The following is a 23,616-nucleotide window of genomic DNA, read 5'->3' as shown; positions in this document are numbered from 1 at the left end:
TTAGAATTCCGGTGACAAAGGCGTTCCCTTACGCTCCGACAGTTCAAGAGTTGATGGTATCCTTTGCCACCAGATGCGATTATCCTGTCACCTACTGCATTTCCAGCTCTGTATCACTCCAGTGAAGCTGGACGCCATGGTCAATTAAGAGCTGCTGGTAAGCCTTGCGATGGTCATCCGATCCATGAACCTCACGCGGCAGAACTTTATTTGTAATGGCGTAAGAGGCCAGAAGTCCCGCAGCTTCACCAATATTCCATTCGGTTGGATGAAGGCGGTAGCAACCGTTTGCGATCTGGCTCATTGAGATATTTTTGCAGGCCGGAAGCAGGTTCGTGACGCGAATAGGGATCAGTGAGCCCAGCGGAATTTCATACGGATGATTGGGGATGTAGAACGTGCGCTGGGATACGGTCGTGGGATGAAGATCCAGATGATAACTTCCAACGCCCACACTGTCCTCATAGCGCATAGGTCCCGCTTCACCGCGCAGCTCCTTGCTCACATCCAGCTCAGTCACCGTGTAGAGTCCGCGGATTCTTCTTGCTTCACGGATGTAGGGAGACTTCGCAAGCCCGTCCTCTGTCCCAAGTACATCTCCCCGCAGCCTCACCCCCGGATACCCCTTCCCGCCATCCAGTCGGGGCGCCTCCGTCTGAAGCCAATAGACAAGTGACAATGTCAGCTGTCTGGCTCCTTTCAAATGCCGTTCCCGTTCCCCGGGAGGCACTCCGATCAGCGGACCGGCATAATAATCGTTCAACGCCCAGTTCAGCAGGGTGACTTCACCATCATTGAGCGGCAGGCTCCAGACCGCAGGATCGACAATCCTCCGGTAATCCCACAGCGATACAATCCCCTCTTCATTGGGAAACATGGTGAATTGCTTCAGCTTCGTCGTATCACTGGCATCGGAGGCGTACCAGCTGAGAATGGGATACATTGAAAAGGAAGGCACATATTGAAGCCAGTAGTCATAGTCCTCAGGTCGTTCTATCGTAAAATCGCCGCCTGGTATATAATCGACGGCAGCGACATGGGTTATCGACTGCATATCTAGCGGGTCCGCTTCATCCAGCGCATGCGGTTCCCCTGTCTCATGGCGTGATTCAGCTCCGCTTCGATACTCCACCCCCGCAAGCGGCAGCAGATCGCCGCATTCCGTCGCATCCAGATAATACGCCCCTTTTAGCTTAATCTCGGTTCCATTCACGGTATGTAAGACCGTCACCGCCGTGACCTCATCGCCTGCCGTCTCAGCATGAACGGGAACCGTATAATAAAGCACTTCAATCCGTCCCGAATGTACATAAGGAGCCAGCATTTCGTGCAGAACGCTAAGTGCAACCTTCGGCTCATGGGCAAGCCGGCTGACCCAGCCGTTCCCCGGATTGAGCAGCGGATTGTTTCTGGCAGACTCCGTAAGCGGATAATTCCGTCTGTAATACTCCCGCACCCTGTTGCGGAACTCCCGGTAGGTAGCCGTGCTGCCGGAGTTCTCGATCCAGCGGTGCTCATCCGGCGGAACCGCCTGCGAGGTCAGCTGTCCCCCCAGCCAATCCGTTTCCTCAGTTAGGATTACGCGCAATCCTGCCTTGGCTGCAGCGAGAGCCGCGGCAGTTCCTCCAAGCCCCCCGCCGATGATAATCACATCACTTTGTTTCACTTGTCCGAATGTCATGCGGTATCCTCCTCCTCATATCCGTCCGGCAGCTGCCGGAAGCAATCCAATGCAAGCTTGGCCGCGCCGAAGCAGCCTGCCCGGTTTCCCAGCTCTGCCGCTGCAAGGATGCTGGAAAGTCCCTCGCCTTGCAGCCTGTTTTTTAGCAGCGGCAACCAGACGTCCCGGTCATGAATAACCCCGCCGCCGATCACGATAAGCTCCGGATCGAGCGTAGTTCCAATATTGTCCAAGACAACTGCCAAATCAGAGGTGTAGTGTTCGAGAACCTGCAGGGCATCTGGATCACCCCGCCGTGCGTCGCTCATAAGCTCTGCTCCATGTTCATACGCCCGGCCTGTCAGTTCATTTCCGAGCCGCAGCAACGCGGAACCCGAGACGTATTGCTCTGCACAACCCCGGCGGCCGCAATTACAGAGCCGGCCGCCGGGAAACAGGACACTGTGCCCGAATTCTCCGCCGCTCCAGCGCTTTCCCCGGTTAAGCAGGCCTTGAATCATAAGCGCTCCTCCTACTCCGGTACCCAGCGTGAGCATGACCAGATTGTGCATTCCGCGGCCGGCTCCCTGCCAAGCCTCGCCCAGCAGTGCGGCGTTCGCATCGTTATCGGCGGCTGCAGGCAATTTGAAGGTGTCCTCCGCCCAACCGGTAAGCTGAAGCCCCTGCCATCCGGGTAAATTATCGGTGGCATACACCACTTCACCCGTGTCGGTATTTACTCTGCCTGCCGAAGCAATCCCGATGGCCTGAACAGGACAGACCTTGAGCAGTTCGCGGACCACAGCATTCAGCTTGCCGAGTATTGCCTCCCGGCCCTGCCATGCTTCCGTATCGCGACTGGCTTCCGCCCATACGTTTCCGATCTCATCGAGCACCAGCCCTTTAACGGCCGTCCCTCCGATATCCACACCGATGACCCGTCTCATCCTCGCATCCCTCCCTTTAGCTCTCGTATCTTTCGATGGAGAGCCAGATGTATTGAGGCTGCGGCTGCACCCTCAATAAATACGGTCAATGACAGCTCTTGCCGTCCGTTCCTTCATGTTCTTCGTCTCATCTGTATGCCTGCGTTCCAGTCCCTCACAGATCAGATCGATAATGAATAGCTGGGAGATCTTCGCACCGATAGACCCGCCTTCAAGAGGCGACTCTTTACCGGCAGTGAGAAGAACGATATCAGCAATAGACGCGATGGGAGACTTCGCGTAGTTGGTCATGGCAATGATCTTCGCCCCGTTCTGTTTCGCCTTCATTAACATATCATTGGTATCCAGAGTGCTTCCGGAAACACTGATGCCGAAGGCGATATCCCCTTTACCCATCGTTACTGCCATCATCGACTGGATGTGGCTGTCCGCTATGGCCTCAACCCGTCTGCCGATACGCAGAAAGCGATTTTTGGCATCCAGTGCGGTAATCGCCGATGAGCCTACCCCAAAAAACTGCACATGGCGCGCCGCATCAATTTGATTAACGGATTCTTCAAGCTGTCCGCGGTCCAGCATGCTCAGGCTGGATTGGAGGACATCAACCATTGATTCGTAAAGATGCGTCGGATAATCCCCGTCTCTGCCTTCACGGCCGGACAAGGCTTGCTGCTTTGGCAGCCCTTGGGCAAGCATAAGCTTGAAGTCCTGGTAACCCTTAAATCCGATTTTGCGGCAGAAGCGCATAACCGTGGTTTCACCGGTGCCGGCAAAATCCGCAAGCTCCGTAACCGAAAAATAGATGATATTATCCGGATGCTCAAGCACACAACGGGCCACCTTCTGCTCCGATTTGGTCATGGAAGGATAATACGTATTAATCCGATCCGTCATTTCCATCGTTAACAGCCACCTTTCTAATTGCTGCCATAAATCGCCCGGTAATCAGCTGGGGTCTTGTAATGGCTGAACCCACAACTACCGCATAAGCTCCAAGCTCCAGAGCCTGCTGCACCTGGGCGGGCTCATTCATTCTGCCTTCCGCAATAACCGGGATGGACAAACGATCAACGGCGCTTTGCAGCAGTTCAAAGTTAGGCCCTTCCTGCTGCAGGGAATACGGCGTATAACCCGAGAGTGTTGTCGAGACGCAGGTGACCCCCAGGGCTTCTGCATGGACAGCCTCCTCCAGAATTGAAATGTCGGCCATCGAAGCCGTGCCGCTCCGGTGCAGAAAAGCGACGATTTGCTCCAAGGTGCTGTCTCCCGGTCTCTTCTGCCTTGTCGCATCAAAGGCGATCATATCGGCCCCGGCCTCCAGCAGTTCGTCAATTTCTCTTAGTGTTGGTGTAATATATACTTCCGAACCCGGATAATCTCTCTTGATAATACCGATAACCGGCAGCGAGACGGCGCTTTTGATCGCCCGGATGTCTGCGGAGCCATTTGCACGAATGCCTACAGCCCCTCCTTCCTCGGCGGCAGCTGCCATGCGTGCCATGATTTCAGCACCATGCAGCGGTTCACCCGGAAGCGCCTGACAGGATACGATTAGTCCATGACGCAGCTTCTGCAATATCGTATTCAGGGTCCCCACCCTCTCTCTAGTAGTCTATTGTTCCTTGGATTCTCCGGCTGGCACAAAGCGAACGGAGAGCCCTACCTCAAACATCCGGTTCCAAGGCATGTAGCAGTCTGTAATCTCTACCTTTCCCCCGGGACCATCGATTCTTGACGCCAACTCCTGGCGCAGCCGCTGTTCGACCAGGGCCGAGACCTTTCCCCGCTGCCCGTCGAGCAGATATTTGCCGAAGCCCAGCTCCTGGATTGGACCCTCGCTAAGCTCCCCGCGGACGACTGAGCAATAGCATACATCCTCGGCATACCGGAGACCAAGGAAGTCCAAATGCTCTTTAGTGCGCCCGTAATGCAGATAGATCATAGCCTGCGAAATGACCGTCCCCAGCGTATTGGAGCTTGTATTCCAGCCGGCATAACCTGCGAGTTCAAACAGCATTTCCTTTTCCCGCAGCATTTTGACCAGCTTCTGGTCACCGCCATTGGCATAGCCGACATCGGCAACTGCAACGGGCTTGCCTTTATGTTTCATTATATAGTCGCCGTATTCCACAAGCTCCATCAGGTTCCGGTACACATCATAGCTGAAAAAAGACTGATGCTGCGATACCGCTTCCATCATTGTCTCTCCCGGCGTATTCAGCAGCAGCACAAGATCCGCCTCCTGGGCACTGGAAGCAATCAGGCCTCCTGCGGCGGTGATCTGATACTTCAGCGTTTCATAGAAAAAGCGGTCTTCGAACAACGGGGTGACGAATGCTCCCTGCACCGAAGACAGCCTCGGATAAATGAGCGGCACTGATCCTGTAGTTTTATTAATCATCCGTGCCAGCAGGGTGCAGCCCACCTCGTCTGCACCGGGGTACATATAGGCTTTAAGCTCCAAATCAAGCTCCGTAATCCGCGCGCGGACCTTCTGCTGGTCTTTGGCTGTATGCCCGAAGGGTGCCGAGTCATCCTGCGGGAAAATCAGGAACTCGATAATCCCTTCCTTCACCAGCTCCAGCACCAGTTTATTCGCTTCAATATTGATGCTGCGCCGTGCGAGGTAATCATCCAGTATTTCCTGCGGAAGCCGGGCTTCAATCTCCGCAAGCTCCTCCAGTTCCTCTCCTGATGCGTTGCCGAGCTCCTTGCGGTGGCCAATAAAACCTTTGCGGAAAATTTCCCGGCCCCAATCGGCATAATAATCCGGCTCTTCGTCGGACAGCGAATACTGCGGGCAGCGCATAATAAGCTGAAAGGCATAAATGACCAGCTTCGGGTGCAGCCGTTTGATATCCCGAAGTTTATCAAGCCTTGCGGCAAGCTCCTCCAGCTGCAAGAGATGCAGTCTGGAGGGGATAATCCCTCCGTACAGCAATGTATCTAAAGCGACCACTGCACCGTCCGCCTGGGAACAGGCCTCTTCAAACCATCTCCATAATCCGTCCGCATCTCCGGGACGTTTCTTCAGTCCCATCAGCTGCATCGGGGGACGCTGCACCTCAAAATCTGTTCCCCTAGCCAACAGAGGGGGGAACTCGTAATTGCAGGGCCGCTCATCCAGCGGCACAAATGCGATTGTGTATGAATTCGCCATTCTTACCCGTCATCCTTTCTATCTGATCATTGAATCCCCCTGCAAGGGTCAGCCGGTATCCGTTCTTAGCCTTTGATCGCACCTGCGATACCTTCCATATAATATTTCTGTGTAAATAGAAAGACGACAATAATAGGAATGACCGATATCATCGTCCCTGCGGCAATCCAGCCGAAGTTATACGAAAACTGGCCGTTCAAGTACGTAAGCGCGGCAGCCAGCGGATATTTCTCGGGATCATCCAGGATGACAATCGGCCACAGGAAGTTATTCCAGAACGCCATGACTTCCAGCAGCACAATGACGGCAATCCCCGGTTTGACCAGCGGCAGAACGAGCTGCCAGAAGATGCGGAGCTCTGAAGCGCCGTCCATTTTCCCTGAATCCCTGATATCCGACGGAATGCCCAGAAAGGTCTGGCGCATCAGAAAAATATTGAATACCGACACAGCGGCTGGAAGCACAACCCCCAGATAGGAATTGCCTAAGTGAAAAGCCTGAATGGTCAGATAATGCACAATCATTGCCGTGGAGGAGGGAATAATCATGGTGGCGATCAACAGCGTGAACACGAAATTCCGGCCTTTGAAATGAAAGACTGCCAGCGGATACGCCGTCGTACTGGCCAGCAGAACATTAAACACCACCCCAAGCCCCGCAATAATGACCGTATTCGTAATATAGCGCGGAAAGGACATGAACTGCCAGACCTGCACGTAGTTATCAAAATCAATGAACGTCGGCAAAATGGCAGGCGGGCTGGAGAACACATTTCTGCCGGGCATCAGTGACACACTGACCAGCCAGAGGAAAGGGCCCATCATGAACAGGGCCAGCAAAATTAGCAGAAGGTAAATGACGGAATAACGGACTCCATTTTTCAGCTGTTTGAATGATCTGCTCGTTGTGTTCAATATGAATTCACCCCGCCTTTCCGGTTAAAGCGGAACACCAAAATGCTAAGCGCCCCTATAATAACGCTGACTATCAGACCAAGCGCGGATGCATATCCGAAGTTGAACTGCTCCAGTCCCTTTTGAAAAATATACACGCTGGAGGTCAGCGTCGAGGTTCCCGGACCGCCTTTGGTCAGAATGTATACCTCATCGAATACCCGGACCGCCCCCATAATCGAGATCAGCGTACAGAACAGGATATGAGGTCTCAGCAGAGGAATCGTCACATGCAAAACGAGCCTCAGGGGACCCGCTCCATCCACTCTGGCCGCTTCATACAAATCTGAGGGTATACCCTGAAGACCTGCCAGATACAGCATCATGTAATAACCGAGACCTTTCCACATGGTGATGAACATCAGGACATACAATGCGGTGCTGCTGCTCGACAGCCACGAGACCTGCCCGTCGATGATTCCAGCTTGGATCAGCAGATAGTTAACCACACCATTGTTGCCCAGCAGCCAGCTCCAGATGAGCGCAACTGCAACCATCGAAGTCACAACCGGAATATAATAAGCCGCCCTGAACATCTTCACACCCGGAAGACGGCTGTTTACGAGAATAGCCATCAGAATAGAGATGACCTGGATAATCGGAACAATAAGGACATATACCAGCGAATTCCATAACGAGACGGTAAAATTGTGATCCTGAAAGGCTCTAGTGAAATTCTCGAAGCCTACATAACGAGTCTCGGCAATGACCGAATAATCGGTTAATGCAAGCGGAATTCCGTAAAGGATCGGCCAAAATGTAAAAATGGCGAGAAACACAAGGCCCGGCATCATAAACGCCCAAGCGCTGAAAGATTCCGAACGTACCCATCTCTTCATTCGATATTCCTCCCTCCCTCTGTACTGCAGCATATAAAGGGGAGGACAGCGCCTCCCCGCATCTCTAAGCGGTTTATGAACCCTGTTTAATGATTCCGTTCACTTCTTTTTCCACAGCATCCAGCGTTTTTTTGATATCTGCCCCGTTGAGCAATATTTCCTGCAGTCCGCGGGCAAGCGCGGAGTTGATATCGGAGGCGCTTGGAACGCCGACCATATAATCGGTGGCCTTATCCAAACTTTGCGATGAGACAACCTTGGCTTCCGCTTCAAGCGTGCCGTCAGATTGGGTGAAGAATGGATCTGTAATGGAAGCTTTGGATGATGGCAACGTATTGGCAACCTTGGAGAAGGCGGTCTGATTGTCCGCATTGGTCACGAAAGCTGCAAATTCAACAGCCTGCTCCGGATTCTTCGACTTTTGCGGCACAACCAGATCCATGGAATTAGAGAGCCGGAGGTTGGCTTTGCCTGTAGGCAGTTGAACTGCAATCGTGTTCGCATATACTTCCGGCGCCGAGGTCTTGATAAAGTTGATAAAGGTCGGGCCCGACAGCTGGAAGGCTACCTGTTCACCGGAGAAATACTGGATCTGCTTTGTGAAATCCGCATCTTCCTTCAGGACCACGCCTTCTTTCATTAGATCGCGCATTTTGGAGATCATGGCTTCAGCTTCCGGCGTATTGAAGGCTGCGGCCGTCTTATCTTCATTCAGAATGGAGATTCCATCGATCGGAAACAGCTTGGATACGAGCTGCTGCGCATATCCGGCGGCTCCGGTCTTTTGATGAACCTGACGGGCCCATTCAATCAGCTCATCCCGGGTTTGCGGCGGATTGGAAGGATCCAGACCGGCTTTTTCCACAAGCTTTTTATTCATGAACAGAACTTCCGTGCCTGTATACCATGGAAGCGCATAGGCCTTGCCGTCAAACACTGTAGAGTTGTAGATCCCTTCAAAATAAGAACCTGCTTCTTCCGCTGTAAGATGATCCGCAAGATTCAGCAAAGCACCTTTGCTTCCCAGCTGGCTCGCGAATTCTGTGTTCAGATTCACTACATCGGGGCTTTTGCCGCTGGCTGTGCTCGTCAGCAGCCGTTGTGAGATGGCATCGTAAGGATAGTCTTTCCATTCAATCGTTACACCGGGGTGGCTTTCCTCGTATTTCGCAATCAGATCATTGAAATAATCATTGAAGGTGGGCTGAAGGGCAATCGTCCAAAATTCCAATGTGACAGGCTCCGATTTGGGCGTATCGGTCTGTTCAGCAGAAGGTTCTGCCCCATTCGCAGAAGTGGTTGGAGCAGGAGCATTCCCATTCCCTCCACAGCCGGCCAGCAGCATAGACAGCGCCATCACGACTAGCAGTGACAGAATAAAGCCTGATCTGTTTGTTCTCACACAAAATCCCCCTTGATAGTGGTATAAGACGAGAGCCTCATCATGTTACCTTTTCTCACTCAGCCCTCTCTTTCTTAGGAGTATAGCAGATAAAGGAAAAATAATGAAGTATTTTTTCATAAAAATAAATAAAAAAGAAATAATCTTTCTTTTTGGCGTAAACGGTTTCAATCGTGAGTATATCAGGGTAATAATAAAACAACCCGTCTGCAAAATTCGCAGACAGGTTGTTTTTACTTAACGTATAGGAGGAATTTATTCTTGCGACTTTTTTCACCGCATGTCAATTTACCTGCCGCAATGTTATCGAATCAGTATTAATTCCTGCTGGCTCTTACTGGCGGGAAGCCGCAAGCTTCTCGGTCAGCAGCCGCAGCGCCATCCCCCGATGGCTGATCTGCTGCTTCTCTTCCAGCGTCAGCTCCGCCATTGTCTTCTCAAATTCCGGCAGATAAAAGAGCGGATCATAGCCGAACCCGCCGCCGCCGGCAGGCTCAGAGGTAATCCAGCCCTCTACCCTGCCTTCAGCGGTAAGCTCTTGTCCATTTGCAGGATCGTACAGCGATAACGCGCAGACGAACCGGGCCGTGCTGAGCAGCGGCTGGCCGGTATCCTCGCCCTGCTTCAGTTCTTCCAGCTCGTTCAGCAGCTTAAGGTTGTTCTCACCGTCCTCTGCGCCTTCGCCCGCATAACGTGCCGAGTAGACCCCCGGCCTGCCATCAATGGCATCCACACAAAGACCGGAATCATCCGCCAGAACGGGCAGTCCCAAGGCATCGCCTACGGCTTTTGACTTTTTCAGCGCATTTTCGGCAAAAGTAACCCCGTCTTCCACTACATCCGGCAGAGCGGGATAATCGAACATACTTTTGACCTCCAGCCCAAGCGGTGCAAAAGCATGCTGGAATTCGCGCACCTTGCCTTTATTTTTCGTCGCAACAATCAGGATTCCGCTGGCGGTCTTCATACTACACCTCTTGGCCTGGCTGGCCGGACGGTATTTTGAGGGCGATGGGACCTAGCACTTCTTTTTGCACGGCGATCAGCTCGTAAATCCCCTTCTCGCCCAAGCCCAGGAGCTGGTCCAGCTCCTGGCGGGTGAACGGCCGCTCTTCGCCGGTGCCCTGCACCTCCACAAAAGCGCCTCCGCCCGTCATGACCACATTCATATCGACCTTGGCTTTGGAATCCTCTTCATAGTTCAAATCCAGCAACGTTTTGTCGCCAACCACACCGACGCTGATTGCCGCCAGATAGTCCGTAATCGGGAATACGCTCAGCTTGTGCTGGAGCGCAATTTTGTTGATCGCAAAGGCCATCGCTACAAAAGCACCCGTAATGGAAGCCGTCCGTGTGCCTCCGTCCGCTTGAATCACATCGCAGTCCAGCGTAATGCTGCGCTCGCCGAGCGCCTGCAAATTAACAACAGAACGCAGCGCCCGGCCAATCAGACGCTGAATTTCCATCGTCCGCCCGGTAAGCTTGCCGCGCGCCGCTTCACGCTGGTTGCGTGTCTGCGTGGCCCGGGGAAGCATGGAATATTCGGCGGTCACCCATCCCTTGCCTTGTCCTTTAAGAAAAGGCGGGACCTTCTCATCCACCGTTGCCGTACAGATAACTTTGGTGTCCCCCATCTCAATGATTACGGAACCCTCCGCATATTTATTCGTTTGGGTTGTTATTGTCAGCGGCCGGAGCCCGTCGTCGTTACGTCCGTTTGATCTCATGTTTTCTGCCTCCTGCATCTTTGTGTAGCTAAAGTTTGTGTGCTGCCTGCCGGAAATCACTGCATTCTTAGATTTCCGCAGAAACGGATAACACCCCGGTTAAGGACGTTATCCGTTTCTGCTTGGCAAACTTTATTCTACCAAAGAGTAGGCACAAAAGCATCTTTTCAGCCTGCCGGATGCATTTTATAACGGCAGCTCGTTCACATATTCCGGAGCGGAAACCGGCTTGCCGTAATCAACATTATTGCTTCCGGTGACTGTCTCCTTGCCGTTCAGGCGAATCTGGACCGGAGCATCTTCGGCATTTTGCGCGACTGTCAGCACTACGGATTCCAGAAACTCATTGGGAACATTTTTGCTGTCCGCAAACATATCGTCGGTCAAAGAGACTGTAACTACACCATTCTGCCCCGCTTTCACCGAGTCGAGCACAGTTTCCTGGGTCATTACCATCTCCAGTCCGTTTCCGGATTCCGGTCCGGCAATCAATTCGTTCAAGGCTGCTTTCAGCGGCTCTTCTCCCGCGGGTACAAACCGGGTTACAGGCACATAATACTGATGAACGCCATCAGGGGCTGCAGCGGAAAAATAAACCGTAACTGCGCTGGAATTCATCAGCGGTGTTCCATGCTTCGGCAGATTAATGCCCATGCTGCGTGTCAGCGCGCGGTCCAGCGGGATGCCGAGCAGCGGCATTTCCGTCAATTTCTTGCCTTCAACCCAGAGCTGCACACCCTTAATGCCCTCCTGGCCGGTTAATGTCCAGGTAATTGCTTCGAGAATTTTGCGCTCCTCCAGCGGATCGTAGTCGTTAAAGGTAGAGTTGAACTCGACAACGGCCAGCTTATCTTTATCCACGGAGACACTCTTCACTTCCGTACCGGCAGGAAGCACACCCTGAAAACCTTCCGGCAAAGACGAAGCGTAGGCTCCCTTGCTGACCAGTGCCGTGAGCGAATCCTTCAGCATGGCAGAGCTCTCGCCTTTCGGCAGGCTAAGCGATACAGGGGCAAGCAATCCGTTGCCATCTTCGAGAAAGACGGTTGTCCGCTCCCCGGCCTCTGCCGGTGGGGCTGCTTCGGCATCCTTATCAGCTACAGCTTCTTTTTCTTCCGGGGCAACCGGTGCGAACACCCCGGAATCCAGCTCGGTAGTTCCGCTAACCTCCAGCATTTGCGCCTCAACTTCTCCCGGCGGCGGATCAACCGCTGCCGACTCTGAGCCAAACAGACCGCAGCCGGACAGTGCAAGTGGAACCGTCAGCAGACAAACCGCCGAAAGATTGCGGATTTGCTTCATATGTTTCATCAATAATTACCCCTTTCAAGGTTAATACCAGATTGTACTGCTATGTATACGAGCCCTCTGTCCAAAAAATAACAACGGCTTATCCTAAATTATTGGCCGTAAAATAATTGGCAGGGAAATCACTACACTTCCACTTCACAGAAATAGTGCACCTGCTGGACATTGACTGCCAGAATCTGTACAATCTCACTACCTTCAGATTTTTTCGAAGGGAAAGAAAAGGAAATGATAAGAGGCAATAAAACTACTACTTACTATGAGGTGACAGATGATGGCTGATGCAAAAATCCCTTACAGTCTCAACAGCAAGGCCGTTGCGGAAGCAACTAAAGTCTGGATGCACAAACGCGGAGTGACCGTTACAGAAATTGCCGAGCTGGTCATGCTCCTGCAAAAGAAATATTATCCGAATCTGACGATGGAGGAATGTGTCCATAACGTTGAGATGGTACTCAGCAAACGTGAAGTGCAGAATGCGGTGCTGACCGGTATCCAGCTGGATGTGCTGGCAGAGGAAGGCAAGCTGCTTACCCCGCTGCAGGACATGATTGAGAACGATGAAGGATTGTACGGCGTCGATGAAATCCTCGCTTTTTCCATCGTGAATGTGTACGGAAGCATAGGCTTCACCAATTATGGTTATGTAGATAAACTGAAGCCCGGCGTGCTCGAACGGCTCAATGACAAAACGACCGGAGAGATCCATACGTTCTTGGATGACATCGTAGGCGCTGTAGCCGCTGCCGCCAGCAGCCGTATCGCCCACCGGAAACAAGCCGAACGCGAACAGGAGCTTGGCCTGCCCCATGCACCCGAGGATGTTGAAGAAGTTGCCAAGAAACCAGCGGCTGGCAGCGACTTGCCGGAGTGAGGATCAGGGATTAATACAAGTCCCTTGAGAATAGCAGCAACTATAAAAAGCCATGCCACAGTGCAGCGGAAATATCGCGCTCACTCTGTGTCATGGCTTTAAGTATTGTTCTCTATTTGCTTTGTTGCGCTATAGCTTGCTTATTCCCGCCAGCCCCGCCCTCTTCACTCCGCGCGCGGCAATATCCTGCAGCCGCTTGAGCTTAAAGCAGCTCTACGGGTTCAGAGCAGCGAACAGCACGCTGCCACCCGTCCCGGGAGCGGGCTCCACTACTGCCGCCCGCTCCCGTCGCACCAGCTCGGCGAGATGCGCCAGCGTCTCGCCCATGGCAAAGCGCAGCTGATGCGCACTGGTTACGCGGCTGCGGAACATAGCCTCGCAGACGGCGAATCCGCTCAGCGGGCCTTCACCCAGCAGGGCGGCTGTGGCATCCAGCCGCTCCTCGTGATGGCGGAGCAGGCTGTCAAGCCGCTCCGCAAAGCCGGCGAACGGTTCCCGGTGCCCCGGGAACGCCATCGCCACCGGGTAGCTGCGCAGCGCACGCAGCCCCTCCATGAAGGTCAGCAGCGGCTGCGGATCGCTGCCGGACTGCAGGCTGACATTGGGCGAGATTTGCGGCAGCACAGCATCGCCGCAGAGCATAAGCCCGCTGCCGCCGTGATAAAACGACACATGTCCCGGCGCATGCCCGCCGGTAACGAGCGGCTGCCACTCACGGTCCCCCATAGGAAAAGGGGTGGCAGCATTTATATAGGTAACCTCCGGCTGCGGGGTTACCTCGGGAAGGAAGCCCGCCAGATGCTCCCTGATCCCCTGAATCAAATGCTCCGGCATTCCATGCCGGAGGAACTGGAGCGGCAGCGTCTCGTTGAGAGTGGCCTCCGCTCCCCAGGTCATCCGGGCTTCCGCATGAGCCCGTTCCGATATCCACACCTTGCTGCCGCTGCGGGCTTGCATCCAGCCGGCCAGTCCGTAATGGTCAGGATGGTGGTGTGTGACGACAACACTGCGCACCTTGTCCCAAGAGAAGTCCAGCTCCTGCACAACCTCCTGCCAAGCCAGCTCCGCCTCAAGCGTATGCGGGCCGGGGTCGATCACCGTATAGTTGCCGTCCCGGTCTGGCAATAGATAGCTGTTCACCTGGCGCAGCGGCGGGGCCATCGGCACCGAAATCTGGATAATGCCGCTGTCCCTTATCTTGATTTCCGGCTTTCGCATGGAATCTTCGCCGCCTCCTCTAAGTCTTCTTCCCGAAACCATCTAAGTCCGGATCCCCCGGAAGATCATCCGGGTTGAGCTTTCTGCATCATAGTCGCTTTCATCGTAGCAGCCATGCACAGCTTCGAGGCGCAGTTCTGCGGCTGCGATCATCTTGCTGAACTGTTCCAGCGAATAGAGCTTTACCCGTTCATGGTAGCGGCGGGGCGTCTGATCTGTTTTGGAGGTAAGAATAATGTCTTTCATCACATAACCGTTTTCGATCCGGCGTGACTCATCAATGAGATTGTCTCCATCCTCACGAATGGAATGTGGTACAAGATGGCGGATTACATAAGCAGGGTTAAGGAAATCTATAATAAACTTGCCGCCCGGCTTAAGCATCCGGTGAATTTCCCGCAGCACCTTCACCTGTTCCTCATCCTCCTCAAAATAACCGAAGGAAGTAAACAGGTTAACCACCGCGTCAAAACCGCCATCCAGCGGCAGCTTCCGCATATCGGAGCGCACCCAGGTCACCGATCCGGCTCCCTTCTGGGAACGCGCCTCCCTCAGCAACGCCTCGGATAAATCTACACCGGTAACCTCGTACCCGGCCTCCGAGAGTGCCAGCGAATGACGCCCCATCCCGCAGCAGAGATCCAGCACTTTGGCGCCATGGGGAAGCGCAAGCCAGTCGATCATCTTTTCCACTTCGCGGCGTGCCCCTCCGAAGTCCCTGTGTCTGTAGACAATTAAATAGTCTTCTCCAAAGCTCTCTTCATACCACTCACTCATGATTTCTCTCCTCCCTCAGCACCTGCAAAAACCTCTCTATGTATGCTAATGTACCGCAATTGTAACCCCTTTTGCCGGCAAACTCAAAAAAGAGTCGCCATTTCGCCATACTTCCCGCGCCATGGCAACTCTCTGCTTTTTCAACGTTGACGCTGCAGATATACCCTTGCCTCATAAGGACGAAGCTTCAGGTTTCTTAGATCCTCCTCTTTGGAGGGGGCATAATTGGAGATCAGCAGCTCCAGCTTCTCCGGCTGGAATTCACCCGGAAGCTCGAACACCGGCTCCTGGCCATAAAAATTCAAAATCACCAGCAGCCGCTGCTCCTCCAGCGTACGGGTGTAGGCATAAATCTCCGGATGCTCCTCCAGCAACAGTCCATATTCACCATAAATGATCACCTGATGATTTTTCCGCAGCTCAATCAGCTTTTTATAGTAGTTAAAAATTGAATCGGGGTCTTTGACTGCACTAACCGCATTTATTTCCTTGAAATTGGAGTTCACTCTGATCCAAGGCACACCGGTCGTGAAGCCCCCTTCTTCTCCATCATCCCATTGCATCGGCGTGCGGGCGTTGTCCCGGCTTTTTTTGTGTATGGCGGCCATAATGTCGGCTTCGGGTACGCCGTTTGAACGCTTTTCCTCATAATAATTGAGCGTTTCCACATCCCGGTATTCGTCGATTGATTCAAAGGCCACATTCGTCATGCCGATTTCTTCACCCTGATAAATGTAAGGCGTACCCTCCAGCATATGAATAAAGGTGGCCAGCATTTTGGCCGAAGGAACACGGTAGAAGAGATCGTCGCCAAACCTCGATACCGAACGCGGCTGGTCATGATTGCATAAATAATTGGCGTTCCAGCCCCGGTCATGCAGGACGGTCTGCCAGTTGCTGATGATTTTTTTGAGCTCTGTCAGGCGCCAGGGAACTACATCCCACTTGCCTCCGCCCGGTGAGGCGGCATCCAGATTCATATGTTCAAACTGAAAGGTCATGTTCAGCTCCCGGCGTCCGTCCCCGACATAATCCAGCGCCTGCTCCGGCCCGAGGCCCGAGGTTTCGCCAACCGTCATAATATCGTAGAAGTACAGCACCTGATCGTGCAAATTCTGCAGTAGCGTGTGCACATGCGACAGGTTAGAGAACATATCATAGGCGCGCACTGTAGGCGCTCCGCCCGGATTATGCGCATCAGGGTAACCCTCCGCCTTCACGATGTGGGCGATCGCGTCAAACCGGAACCCGTCGACCCCTTTTTTCAGCCACCACTGCACCATTTCATGCAGCTTGTCAATTACCACGGGATTTTCCCAGTTCAGATCCGGCTGATATTTGGAATACAGATGGAGATAATACTCGTCCGTCACCGGATCCAGCTCCCAGACCGTACCGCTGAAATACGATTCCCAGTTGTTTGGCGGACCGCCGTTTTTGCCTTTTCTCCATATATAAAAATCCCGTTTGGGATTATCCTTCGAGCTTCGCGATTCAATAAACCACGGATGCTGATGGGAGGTATGATTCAGCACCAGATCCATCATCAGCTTCATGCCGCGCGAATGCATCTCACTGAGCAGCCGGTCAAAATCATCCATCGTCCCGAATTCCTTCATAATGTCGCAGTAATCACTGATATCATAGCCGTTGTCATGATTTGGCGATTTATAAATCGGACAGACCCAGATGACATCGACCCCCAGATTCTGCAGGTAATCGAGCTTGGAAATAATTCCTCTCAGATCGCCAATGCCGTCACCGTTGCTGTCCATAAAGCTGATCGGATAAATCTGGTACACAACGCTTTCTTTCCACCATTTAGGGTTCACTCCGGTTCCCTCCGCTTCCTTCAATTCCTGTAGTTTAAGATCCTGATCTCTTGCGAAACCGGCGCGGCTTCGCCCGGACATATTAATATATCTTAACCACACTGGAGGAAGACGATAACAAATGGTTTTATATATTGATTCTGTAAAAATCCCTAACCTACAGCAAACCCACCATCTTTAATCCTTCATAAATTCCGTTCTCGCTGACATGCTTGGTGACATATGGAGCCACGGCCTTAACCTCATCCTCCGCATTGCCCATCGCGATGCCATGACCGACAAATTGCAGCATCTCTACATCATTGAGGCCATCACCAAAAGCATAAATATCTTCCTTCTTCACCCCGAGATGCTTCATCATTTGGGCAATGCCGTTAGCCTTCGAGCCGTTGCCGGGCAGAACATCCATACAGAGCGGATGCCAGCGGATAAATTTGAAGCCGGGGTAGGCTTCCGCGTACATGTCCTGGCTCTCCTTCGGGCAAAAGATCATCGCCTGATAAATTTCATTCAGCAGAAAATACTCCGCGTCATGCGTCGGAAAGGCCAGCTTCAGCGATCCTAAGCTTGTCTGAATATACTCATGCTCCGCAACATTCACCTTCATGTCAATGGCATCAATATAGGCTACCGGCTGATCCTGCTTCTCGGCGAACAGCGTAAGCTCCTTCAAGGCAGCCGTATCCAGCGGATTGCGGTAAATCACTTCCCCCTCAAAAACAACATATTGCCCGTTAAGCGAAACATACGAATCGATCCCCAGCTCTTCCCGCAGATCCTCAAACATGTAGGAGGCTCTCCCTGTAGCGATGGCCACATGATGGCCCAGTCGCTGGAGCTCCGCGATAGCTTCCTTGGTGGAGGCAGGCACCTGCTTATCCTCATCATAAATCGTACCGTCAATATCAAAAAAAATCGTCTTTGTAGTCATGGCTCTCCATTCTTCTTGCTTTCTCTATGAATCTATCCTGCTCAGATTGTAGTTGCTTACAGTAAGCTATGCAAGTTTTCAACAATAAACGCAGCTCTTTTCACAGCACAGAAGCCTTCTGAACAAGAGTACTCGCAAGTGGAAACGGCTTCGCCGTCCTTTTTAAGGACGGTACCGTTTCAGCGAGAAATAGAAGGATAAGTTATCGTGTGAAACATATAAATTCTTATATTTCCAAAAAAAGCAAGCAGCGTTCCGCCTCCACAAAGGAAGCGGAACGCTGCTTGCTTCATCACTTGCTCCAGGTGCTCAAACCGCATTCTGGGCCCGCTGCTGTTCCTCCATCAGCCACTGCACCAGCAAATACTCCGGAACGGTGTCTTTTCTGGACTCCGCATATACGCGGACCCGTTCCAGCAAACGCCCCGCCGTGTCGGCGTTCACCTCAAGTCCTCTCTGTTCCAGCACATGGACTACACCATTGCTTCCAGAATGTTTGCCCAGCACGAAGCGGTGCGTCCGCCCCACCTCCGCAGGATCAAAGGTCTGATACGTGCTTTTCTCCTTCATCAGCCCGTCCACATGGATTCCCGACTCATGCGTAAATGCCAGCTGCCCCACAATCGGCTTCGCATCGCCGACACTGCGCCCGGAGGCGGCAATAACCTTATCCGCCAAACCCTTGAGCAGATCCATCCGCACACCGCTCTCCCCGCCGTACAAATGCCGCCAGGCCATGGCGACTTCCTCCATGGCCGCGTTGCCCGTGCGTTCGCCGATGCCGGCTACGGTGGTGCTGGCCCAAACCGCACCTGCGGCAATGCCGCTAAGTGTGTTGGCGCATGCCAGCCCGAAGTCATTATGGCAGTGCACTTCCAGCTCCACATCCGCGGGAACCGCCCCCAGCAGCGTGCTTACCCGCTCCGTCATCTGCCCGGGATGATGGGCAGATACGGTATCCGCATAACGGAACCAGCGGATTCCTTCTTTATACAGGCTGTTCACCAATCCAACCAGGAAGTCCATATTCGCTCTGGAGGAGTCCTCCATCCCTACCGACACCGTCATCCCCAGCCTAAGTCCATGCTCCGCCGCACGAAGCAGCTTGTTCAACCCTTCAGCCGGCGTCAGCCCAAGCTTGCCCTGAAGCTGAATCTCCGAGACCGGAATGGACACATGGCTCCAGTTCACTCCGGTACTGCGCGCCTTGTCGATATCGCCAAGGACCGAGCGGTTCCAGGTCATAAGCTTCATAGGAAGCCCCAGTTCGGCGATTGCCGCAATATCCTCCTGCTCCCGCTTGCCCATGGCAGGAATGCCTACCTCCGCTTGCTCTACTCCGCACTCCGACAGCAACTTTGCGATTTCCAGCTTTTCCGCCCTCGTGAATGAAACTCCAGCCGCCTGTTCACCATCCCTAAGTGTCGTGTCACATAGCTTGAGACTTTTCACGGTTTACCTCCTTCTCCGCAGCAAGCGCAATTCGGATTACGGGTAAGCCCAACGCTGTAACAGGCGAAGTCGAGTGAGCTGAAGCGATGCATTACGCCCGCATAAGTTGTCCCTACCCTTGTAATCCATTTTACGGCTTCCAGTGCTGCCAAACAACCCGCAATTCCGGACGTAGCTCCCAAAACAGGAAACCCGAACGGTTCCCACTGCGGCTGCAGATCTGGATATAGGCATTCCAGGCAGGGCGTTTCCCCGGGAACGACAGTGGTAAGCGAAATTTCAAAGCCATACATCGCAGCTTCCACCATGGGCGTCCCGGTATCCACACAAATGCGGTTCAACGCATATCTCTCCGGAAAATCATAGCGGGCGTCAATCACAATATCGGCGCTCTCTACCCAGGGTTTGGCAATCTCATATTCAATTTTGGAATTATGCCCTTCGATCTCCACATGCGGATTCAGCCGCTTCAGATGCGCTGCCGCCGTGCTTATCCGTTCCATACCCAGGTGATCGCTGTCCATAAGAATCTGCCGGTTGAGATCCGGTGCAAGGACGATTCCCTCATGGGCCAAAATAAGCTTGCCGACACCAGCCGCCGCCAAATACAGTGCGGCCGTTCCTCCAAGTCCGCCGATTCCGGCCACCATAACCGTCGCTTCCTTCAGCGCCTGCTGTCCGCTTTCTCCAAGCAGCTTCAGCTGCCGGGCATACCGTTCCAGCTCCAAACCTCCGGCAAGCTGCTCCATCCCTGTCTCCCCCTGTGACTGATATTCATTTACTGGCTAGCCCTCCAGGCTTAGCAAACCGTGCAGGGCGGTAATTTCCTTATATTTATGCAAAAAATCCAGCCCTTCCTCCACACACTCCACCCCGTAACGGATCAGCTTCTCTTCCGCCGTGAACGGAAAGGGGAAACCGGCCCGCAGGCTTTTGAGAACGAGGATCACCCGGCCGGTGTACAGCAGTCCGCGCCCGAAGCCTTCTCCATTAATCTCGGCGGTGCTCTGTACGATAACGCCGCTTTTTTCTTCCATCACGCCGGCGACGGCCTGAAAGACAAGCGGCACCTGATGCCGCACTTCCGGAGATACGGCACAGTTGAATTCCGACTTGCTTTTGTCCTCAGCGGAAGCCAGAAACTGCTTGGCAATCTTTGCCTGCGGCGTAAAGGAAGCGTATTTGCCAAAGAAGTCCTCCGTATCCAGCAGATGGCATAACCGCCGGACAAAAGCATCCGCCGTATCCTGATCCAGCGGCTTGTGGCTGGAGCGGCTGCGGCGTTGTACTGCCGCGCCTTCTTGAGCCGTCCCTCCTGACAGACTAATGTTCGTCTTAGCCATGGGTTCCATCTACTCCCTCCCCTTCGCCTTCTTCTTCCGCCCGCAGCACCTTAGCCAGCCACATAGGCGGTTTGCCCTGAAGCATTTCCACCAGCCGTTTCACCTGCTCATCAATCGGACTGCCAAAGGGTACCTTCACCGGCATAATCTTGCGGCGGGTGACCCTCGCCGCTGCGGAGGCCCCGATCTGCATAATGAAGATCAGGGTACAATCACCTATCGCCTCCAGGCGGCTGTCGATCCTGCCTGCTTCATCCTCATTGAGCAGGGCAGGGAGCTTGCGCAGCTCCAAGAGCTCTCCGCCATTTTTGGCCACATTGTAAACAGCGAACATTGGGCTTTGCCCGAAATGGGCATTTACACGGTTTCCGTCATCTGTGGCGAACGCTACCTTCACGGCGCTCAGCCTCCCTTCGCATCAACAAATTCCCAGCTTTATTACTCCATTCCATAGCACCCCTATAGCCGACCGAAACGGACATATACGCCCCAAGCTCGCTCCAGACCGGAAAACCAGCTGCCAGAAATGCAGCTTCAATACGTTCTGCTCCTGCGATCCCATGCGAGTTGCTGATCCATAAATCCGCGTCTTTTCCGAGAACCTCAGCATCATCCAGATCACCTACCCATACCTCCCGCTCCATACCTGCAACAATCGGAGTTTCATAGGATGCAATCAGCGCCTTCTGTTCCATGCCCAGCTCCTCAAGCCAGCCTGAGACGGAATACAGATGATCCGGCTCCAGCGCGGCCACCACCGACATTCCGGCAAATTGGAAATGCGCATCCAGCATGCTGTCAAGCAGATTCTCCCGCTGCCAGCAATATCGGAGCGGCACCGGCTCGCCGCTGATCTGATGCAGGAAATGCAGCAGTTCGTCTGTTGCCTTGAGCCCCATGGCTCCATTAAATACCTTGTAGGGTGTGCCCAGTGCATTGTGCAGCCTCCTGGCCGGACGTTCCATGCTGGCTCCGACGGCAATCGTCAGGCCGGACTGCAGGCTCTGCAGCATGGAATCCAGCGGCACACCGCCTCGGGTCAGCGGGGAAAACCCGGTTAGGAGATGGCCGGACAGCGAGGTGGATATATCCGGTACAGCAATAACGTCAAATCCGAAGGAGGAGATCATTTCCTTCAGCTCCATCACATCTGCAGGTGTCAGAAAGGAACCCGGCAGCAGCGTAATCTGGCGGGTATTCACATTCCTTGAACCCCGGTGTCCAACCTGCTGGATCATCTCGTCGATCATTGCCTCCACTGTAGTGCTGAACCCTGACTCCAATGAGCCCCGAAAGTCGGGCAGCACGACGGAGAACGCCAGCCCGCCGCGCATATTGCGTTCCCGCTTATACATCTTGAGCAGGCTTTGGTAGTCCACTCCGGCCACATCGGTCAATTCTGTTCCCACAATGCCGATAATATCGGGCCGGTGCTTGCTCAGCACAAGATTGAGCGCCTCCTCCAAATTGCGGTTAGCATCGAAAATAACATCCATTTCCTGCAGCGCCGAGGTCTGTACGGCGATCGGCTCGCGGAAATGCCGGGTAAGCAGCGCTTTGGGAAAAGCGGAACAGCCTTGGGAGCCGTGGATCAGCGGCATGGCGCGGTAGCAGCCTTGAAGGGCCAGAACAGCCCCCAGCGATTGGCCAATCTTGATCGGATTGACCGAGGCGGGCTTTTTTCTCCGGTTAACGGTCATAGGGCGGAGCCTCCTTATCCCATGGAGCAGGACTGGACGCCAGCTTCCAGATTGGGTTCGCCAGGGAATACGTCAGCTCCTTGGCCAGCCGCAGCAGCCCCTCATACCCGGCGTACGCCTTGTGCCTCTCCTGGTTGATATCAATAAAGGGAATTTGCTCTTTCATCGCCACATACATATTGCGCCCGCCGGCGATCATAATATCAGCTTTACGTTCCCGTATAGTTTTGAGAATCCGGCTCGCACCGCCTTCCGGAATATATTCGGTGTCATCCCCCACCCGGTCGGCAATACGCCGCACATCATCCTCTGTGCTTTTGTTCGTGCCGACTCCAACCACCTGAACACCCAGTTCCTTAAGTGCTGAAATCACGGACCAGCTTTTAACGCCGCCGGTGTACAGAACCGCCTTTTTCCCTTTCAGCAGCTTGCGGTACGGACGCAAATCCATAGCCAGCCGGCTTTCTTCACGCTCAGTCAAACGGTCGACCCGGCGCTCCATTTCACGGTCATTCATCAGATAAGCCATTTGACGCAGGGAATACGTCGTTTCCTTGGCCCCGTAGAAAGAGCCCTCGAAATAAGGGATGCCATATCTCGACTCCATCTCTTTGGCAAGACCGAGCAGCGCGCGGCTGCAGACCACCATATTCACCTTGGCACGGTGTGCCCAGGTAATCTCCTTATATCTGGCATCTCCTGTAATACGCGAGGTTACGGCGATTCCGGCACTGTTCATCAGCTTCTCGATATCCCACATTTCACCGGCAATATTATATTCACCGATCAAATTGACGCCGAGCGGAGTGCCCGGCTCCGGTTCACCTGTTCCGATCACATACTGCAGCAGAGCATCACCCGCCAGCCGGTTGCCCAGATTCTTGCTGCCGACAAAACCCGGGCTGTTCACGGGAATAACAGGGATATGCAGACGTTCCCCTGCCTCCTTGCACACAGCATCCATATCTTCGCCGATCAGAGCCGTCACACAGGTTGAATATACAAATATTGCCGGAGGCGCAAAGCGCCCGGCAATATAGTCGATACTTTCCTTCAGTTTCTTTTCCCCGCCAAAAATAATATCGGAATCATTAAGATCCGTAGCAAAGCCATACTGGGACAGAGAAGGCCCGCTGGACAACGCCCCTCTGCTCTCCCAGCTGTTCCCGGCACAGGCAATCGGACCATGGACTAGATGTGCGGCATCCATAATCGGCAGCAATGTGATTTGGGCTCCGTCGAAGGAGCAGCCTCCGGCCGCTTCACCCGGTTTGGGCCGCGGACAAGGCTTGGATTTGGGGGAGAGGCTCCCGCAAGCCTCGGAATCAAATTCGTCTTTTCGCACAGGGTCCATCGGCTCTTCATCTCCTTCGTTAAAGGTGGATGCTTACTACAGGCAATCCTGCATCTATGAAACAGCATTTATAGTTCATTGCAAGAATCCCGGCCTGCCATTTCCCCGGAATTCGCCTGAAACAGGAGAGCGAATATCC

At 53.6% G+C, this 23,616-nt stretch carries 22 protein-coding genes; 1 reads left to right on the top strand and 21 read right to left on the bottom strand.

Annotated elements, in window-relative coordinates:
• Positions 1 to 91 precede the first annotated feature (91 nt).
• The 11 genes from NYE29_RS16480 to NYE29_RS16430 form a co-directional block, all read right to left on the bottom strand.
• Entirely contained in the window at positions 92 to 1,681 is a 1,590-nt protein-coding gene (locus NYE29_RS16480) for an FAD-dependent oxidoreductase (protein WP_340896795.1), read from the bottom strand.
• Complete coding sequence (locus NYE29_RS16475; protein ID WP_340896794.1) at positions 1,678 to 2,607, bottom strand: ROK family protein; 930 nt, start codon at positions 2,605 to 2,607, stop codon at positions 1,678 to 1,680. Before NYE29_RS16475 ends, NYE29_RS16480 begins: the two co-directional genes overlap by 4 nt.
• A gap of 72 nt (positions 2,608 to 2,679) precedes the next feature.
• Positions 2,680 to 3,507, bottom strand: a complete 828-nt coding sequence (locus tag NYE29_RS16470) for a MurR/RpiR family transcriptional regulator (RefSeq protein ID WP_038595897.1) — start codon at positions 3,505 to 3,507, stop codon at positions 2,680 to 2,682.
• Positions 3,485 to 4,195 carry an N-acetylmannosamine-6-phosphate 2-epimerase gene (locus NYE29_RS16465; RefSeq protein WP_379146024.1) on the bottom strand — a complete coding sequence of 237 codons (711 nt, stop codon included), beginning with the start codon at positions 4,193 to 4,195 and terminating at the stop codon, positions 3,485 to 3,487. The genes NYE29_RS16470 and NYE29_RS16465 overlap by 23 nt, the downstream gene beginning before the upstream one ends.
• A 24-nt stretch (positions 4,196 to 4,219) precedes the next feature.
• Positions 4,220 to 5,767 (bottom strand): DUF4127 family protein, encoded by a 1,548-nt coding sequence (locus NYE29_RS16460; RefSeq protein WP_340896793.1) that lies wholly within the window; start codon positions 5,765 to 5,767, stop codon positions 4,220 to 4,222.
• Between the two features lie 65 nt (positions 5,768 to 5,832).
• A complete protein-coding gene (locus NYE29_RS16455) occupies positions 5,833 to 6,681 on the bottom strand; it encodes a carbohydrate ABC transporter permease (RefSeq protein WP_340896792.1) in 849 nt (282 codons plus the stop codon).
• On the bottom strand, positions 6,678 to 7,559 hold the full coding sequence (locus NYE29_RS16450) for a carbohydrate ABC transporter permease (protein ID WP_076110756.1): 882 nt from the start codon (positions 7,557 to 7,559) through the stop codon (positions 6,678 to 6,680). The genes NYE29_RS16455 and NYE29_RS16450 overlap by 4 nt, the downstream gene beginning before the upstream one ends.
• A gap of 73 nt (positions 7,560 to 7,632) precedes the next feature.
• Complete coding sequence (locus NYE29_RS16445; RefSeq protein ID WP_256718107.1) at positions 7,633 to 8,961, bottom strand: ABC transporter substrate-binding protein; 1,329 nt, start codon at positions 8,959 to 8,961, stop codon at positions 7,633 to 7,635.
• Positions 8,962 to 9,295: 334 nt separating this feature from the next.
• Positions 9,296 to 9,928, bottom strand: coding sequence for an XTP/dITP diphosphatase (locus NYE29_RS16440; RefSeq protein ID WP_340896791.1), 633 nt, complete (start codon positions 9,926 to 9,928; stop codon positions 9,296 to 9,298).
• Between the two features lies 1 nt (position 9,929).
• Positions 9,930 to 10,688: a ribonuclease PH gene (gene rph / locus NYE29_RS16435; RefSeq protein ID WP_038595913.1), complete on the bottom strand. Its 759-nt coding sequence runs from the start codon at positions 10,686 to 10,688 to the stop codon at positions 9,930 to 9,932.
• A gap of 186 nt (positions 10,689 to 10,874) precedes the next feature.
• The gene (locus NYE29_RS16430; RefSeq protein WP_340896790.1) at positions 10,875 to 11,999 is read right to left on the bottom strand and encodes a GerMN domain-containing protein; all 1,125 of its coding nucleotides are present in this window, start codon (positions 11,997 to 11,999) and stop codon (positions 10,875 to 10,877) included.
• Between the two features lie 271 nt (positions 12,000 to 12,270).
• Here NYE29_RS16430 and NYE29_RS16425 point away from each other — a divergent pair, with 271 nt between their 5' ends.
• Complete coding sequence (locus NYE29_RS16425; RefSeq protein WP_340896789.1) at positions 12,271 to 12,870, top strand: phosphatidylglycerophosphatase A family protein; 600 nt, start codon at positions 12,271 to 12,273, stop codon at positions 12,868 to 12,870.
• Positions 12,871 to 13,083: 213 nt separating this feature from the next.
• On the opposite strand, the gene NYE29_RS16420 is transcribed toward NYE29_RS16425, so the two are convergent.
• The 10 genes from NYE29_RS16420 to nifE all read right to left on the bottom strand — a co-directional run bounded on the left by NYE29_RS16420 (position 13,084) and on the right by nifE (position 23,477).
• Positions 13,084 to 14,088, bottom strand: a complete 1,005-nt coding sequence (locus NYE29_RS16420) for an MBL fold metallo-hydrolase (protein WP_340896788.1) — start codon at positions 14,086 to 14,088, stop codon at positions 13,084 to 13,086.
• 42 nt (positions 14,089 to 14,130) lie between these two features.
• The gene (locus tag NYE29_RS16415) at positions 14,131 to 14,865 is read right to left on the bottom strand and encodes a class I SAM-dependent methyltransferase (protein WP_076110761.1); all 735 of its coding nucleotides are present in this window, start codon (positions 14,863 to 14,865) and stop codon (positions 14,131 to 14,133) included.
• 140 nt (positions 14,866 to 15,005) lie between these two features.
• Positions 15,006 to 16,697 (bottom strand): glycoside hydrolase family 13 protein, encoded by a 1,692-nt coding sequence (locus tag NYE29_RS16410; protein ID WP_340896787.1) that lies wholly within the window; start codon positions 16,695 to 16,697, stop codon positions 15,006 to 15,008.
• Positions 16,698 to 16,854: 157 nt separating this feature from the next.
• On the bottom strand, positions 16,855 to 17,628 hold the full coding sequence (locus NYE29_RS16405) for a Cof-type HAD-IIB family hydrolase (protein WP_076110762.1): 774 nt from the start codon (positions 17,626 to 17,628) through the stop codon (positions 16,855 to 16,857).
• Positions 17,629 to 17,937: 309 nt separating this feature from the next.
• Positions 17,938 to 19,080 carry a homocitrate synthase/isopropylmalate synthase family protein gene (locus NYE29_RS16400; protein ID WP_340896786.1) on the bottom strand — a complete coding sequence of 381 codons (1,143 nt, stop codon included), beginning with the start codon at positions 19,078 to 19,080 and terminating at the stop codon, positions 17,938 to 17,940.
• On the bottom strand, positions 19,077 to 19,829 hold the full coding sequence (locus NYE29_RS16395) for a HesA/MoeB/ThiF family protein (protein WP_340896785.1): 753 nt from the start codon (positions 19,827 to 19,829) through the stop codon (positions 19,077 to 19,079). Before NYE29_RS16395 ends, NYE29_RS16400 begins: the two co-directional genes overlap by 4 nt.
• A 36-nt stretch (positions 19,830 to 19,865) precedes the next feature.
• Positions 19,866 to 20,432: a DUF269 domain-containing protein gene (locus NYE29_RS16390; protein ID WP_340896784.1), complete on the bottom strand. Its 567-nt coding sequence runs from the start codon at positions 20,430 to 20,432 to the stop codon at positions 19,866 to 19,868.
• The gene (gene nifX / locus NYE29_RS16385) at positions 20,416 to 20,820 is read right to left on the bottom strand and encodes a nitrogen fixation protein NifX (RefSeq protein ID WP_038595931.1); all 405 of its coding nucleotides are present in this window, start codon (positions 20,818 to 20,820) and stop codon (positions 20,416 to 20,418) included. Before nifX ends, NYE29_RS16390 begins: the two co-directional genes overlap by 17 nt.
• Positions 20,795 to 22,123: a nitrogenase iron-molybdenum cofactor biosynthesis protein NifN gene (gene nifN, locus NYE29_RS16380; protein ID WP_076110766.1), complete on the bottom strand. Its 1,329-nt coding sequence runs from the start codon at positions 22,121 to 22,123 to the stop codon at positions 20,795 to 20,797. Before nifN ends, nifX begins: the two co-directional genes overlap by 26 nt.
• Complete coding sequence (nifE, locus tag NYE29_RS16375; protein WP_340896783.1) at positions 22,113 to 23,477, bottom strand: nitrogenase iron-molybdenum cofactor biosynthesis protein NifE; 1,365 nt, start codon at positions 23,475 to 23,477, stop codon at positions 22,113 to 22,115. Before nifE ends, nifN begins: the two co-directional genes overlap by 11 nt.
• Positions 23,478 to 23,616 lie beyond the last annotated feature (139 nt).

The organism is Paenibacillus sp. FSL M7-1046 (assembly GCF_038007405.1).
GTDB lineage: Bacteria > Bacillota > Bacilli > Paenibacillales > Paenibacillaceae > Paenibacillus_AQ.
The sequence above is the reverse complement of the archived record's forward strand: the minus strand, read 5'-3'. Positions and strand labels throughout refer to the sequence as shown.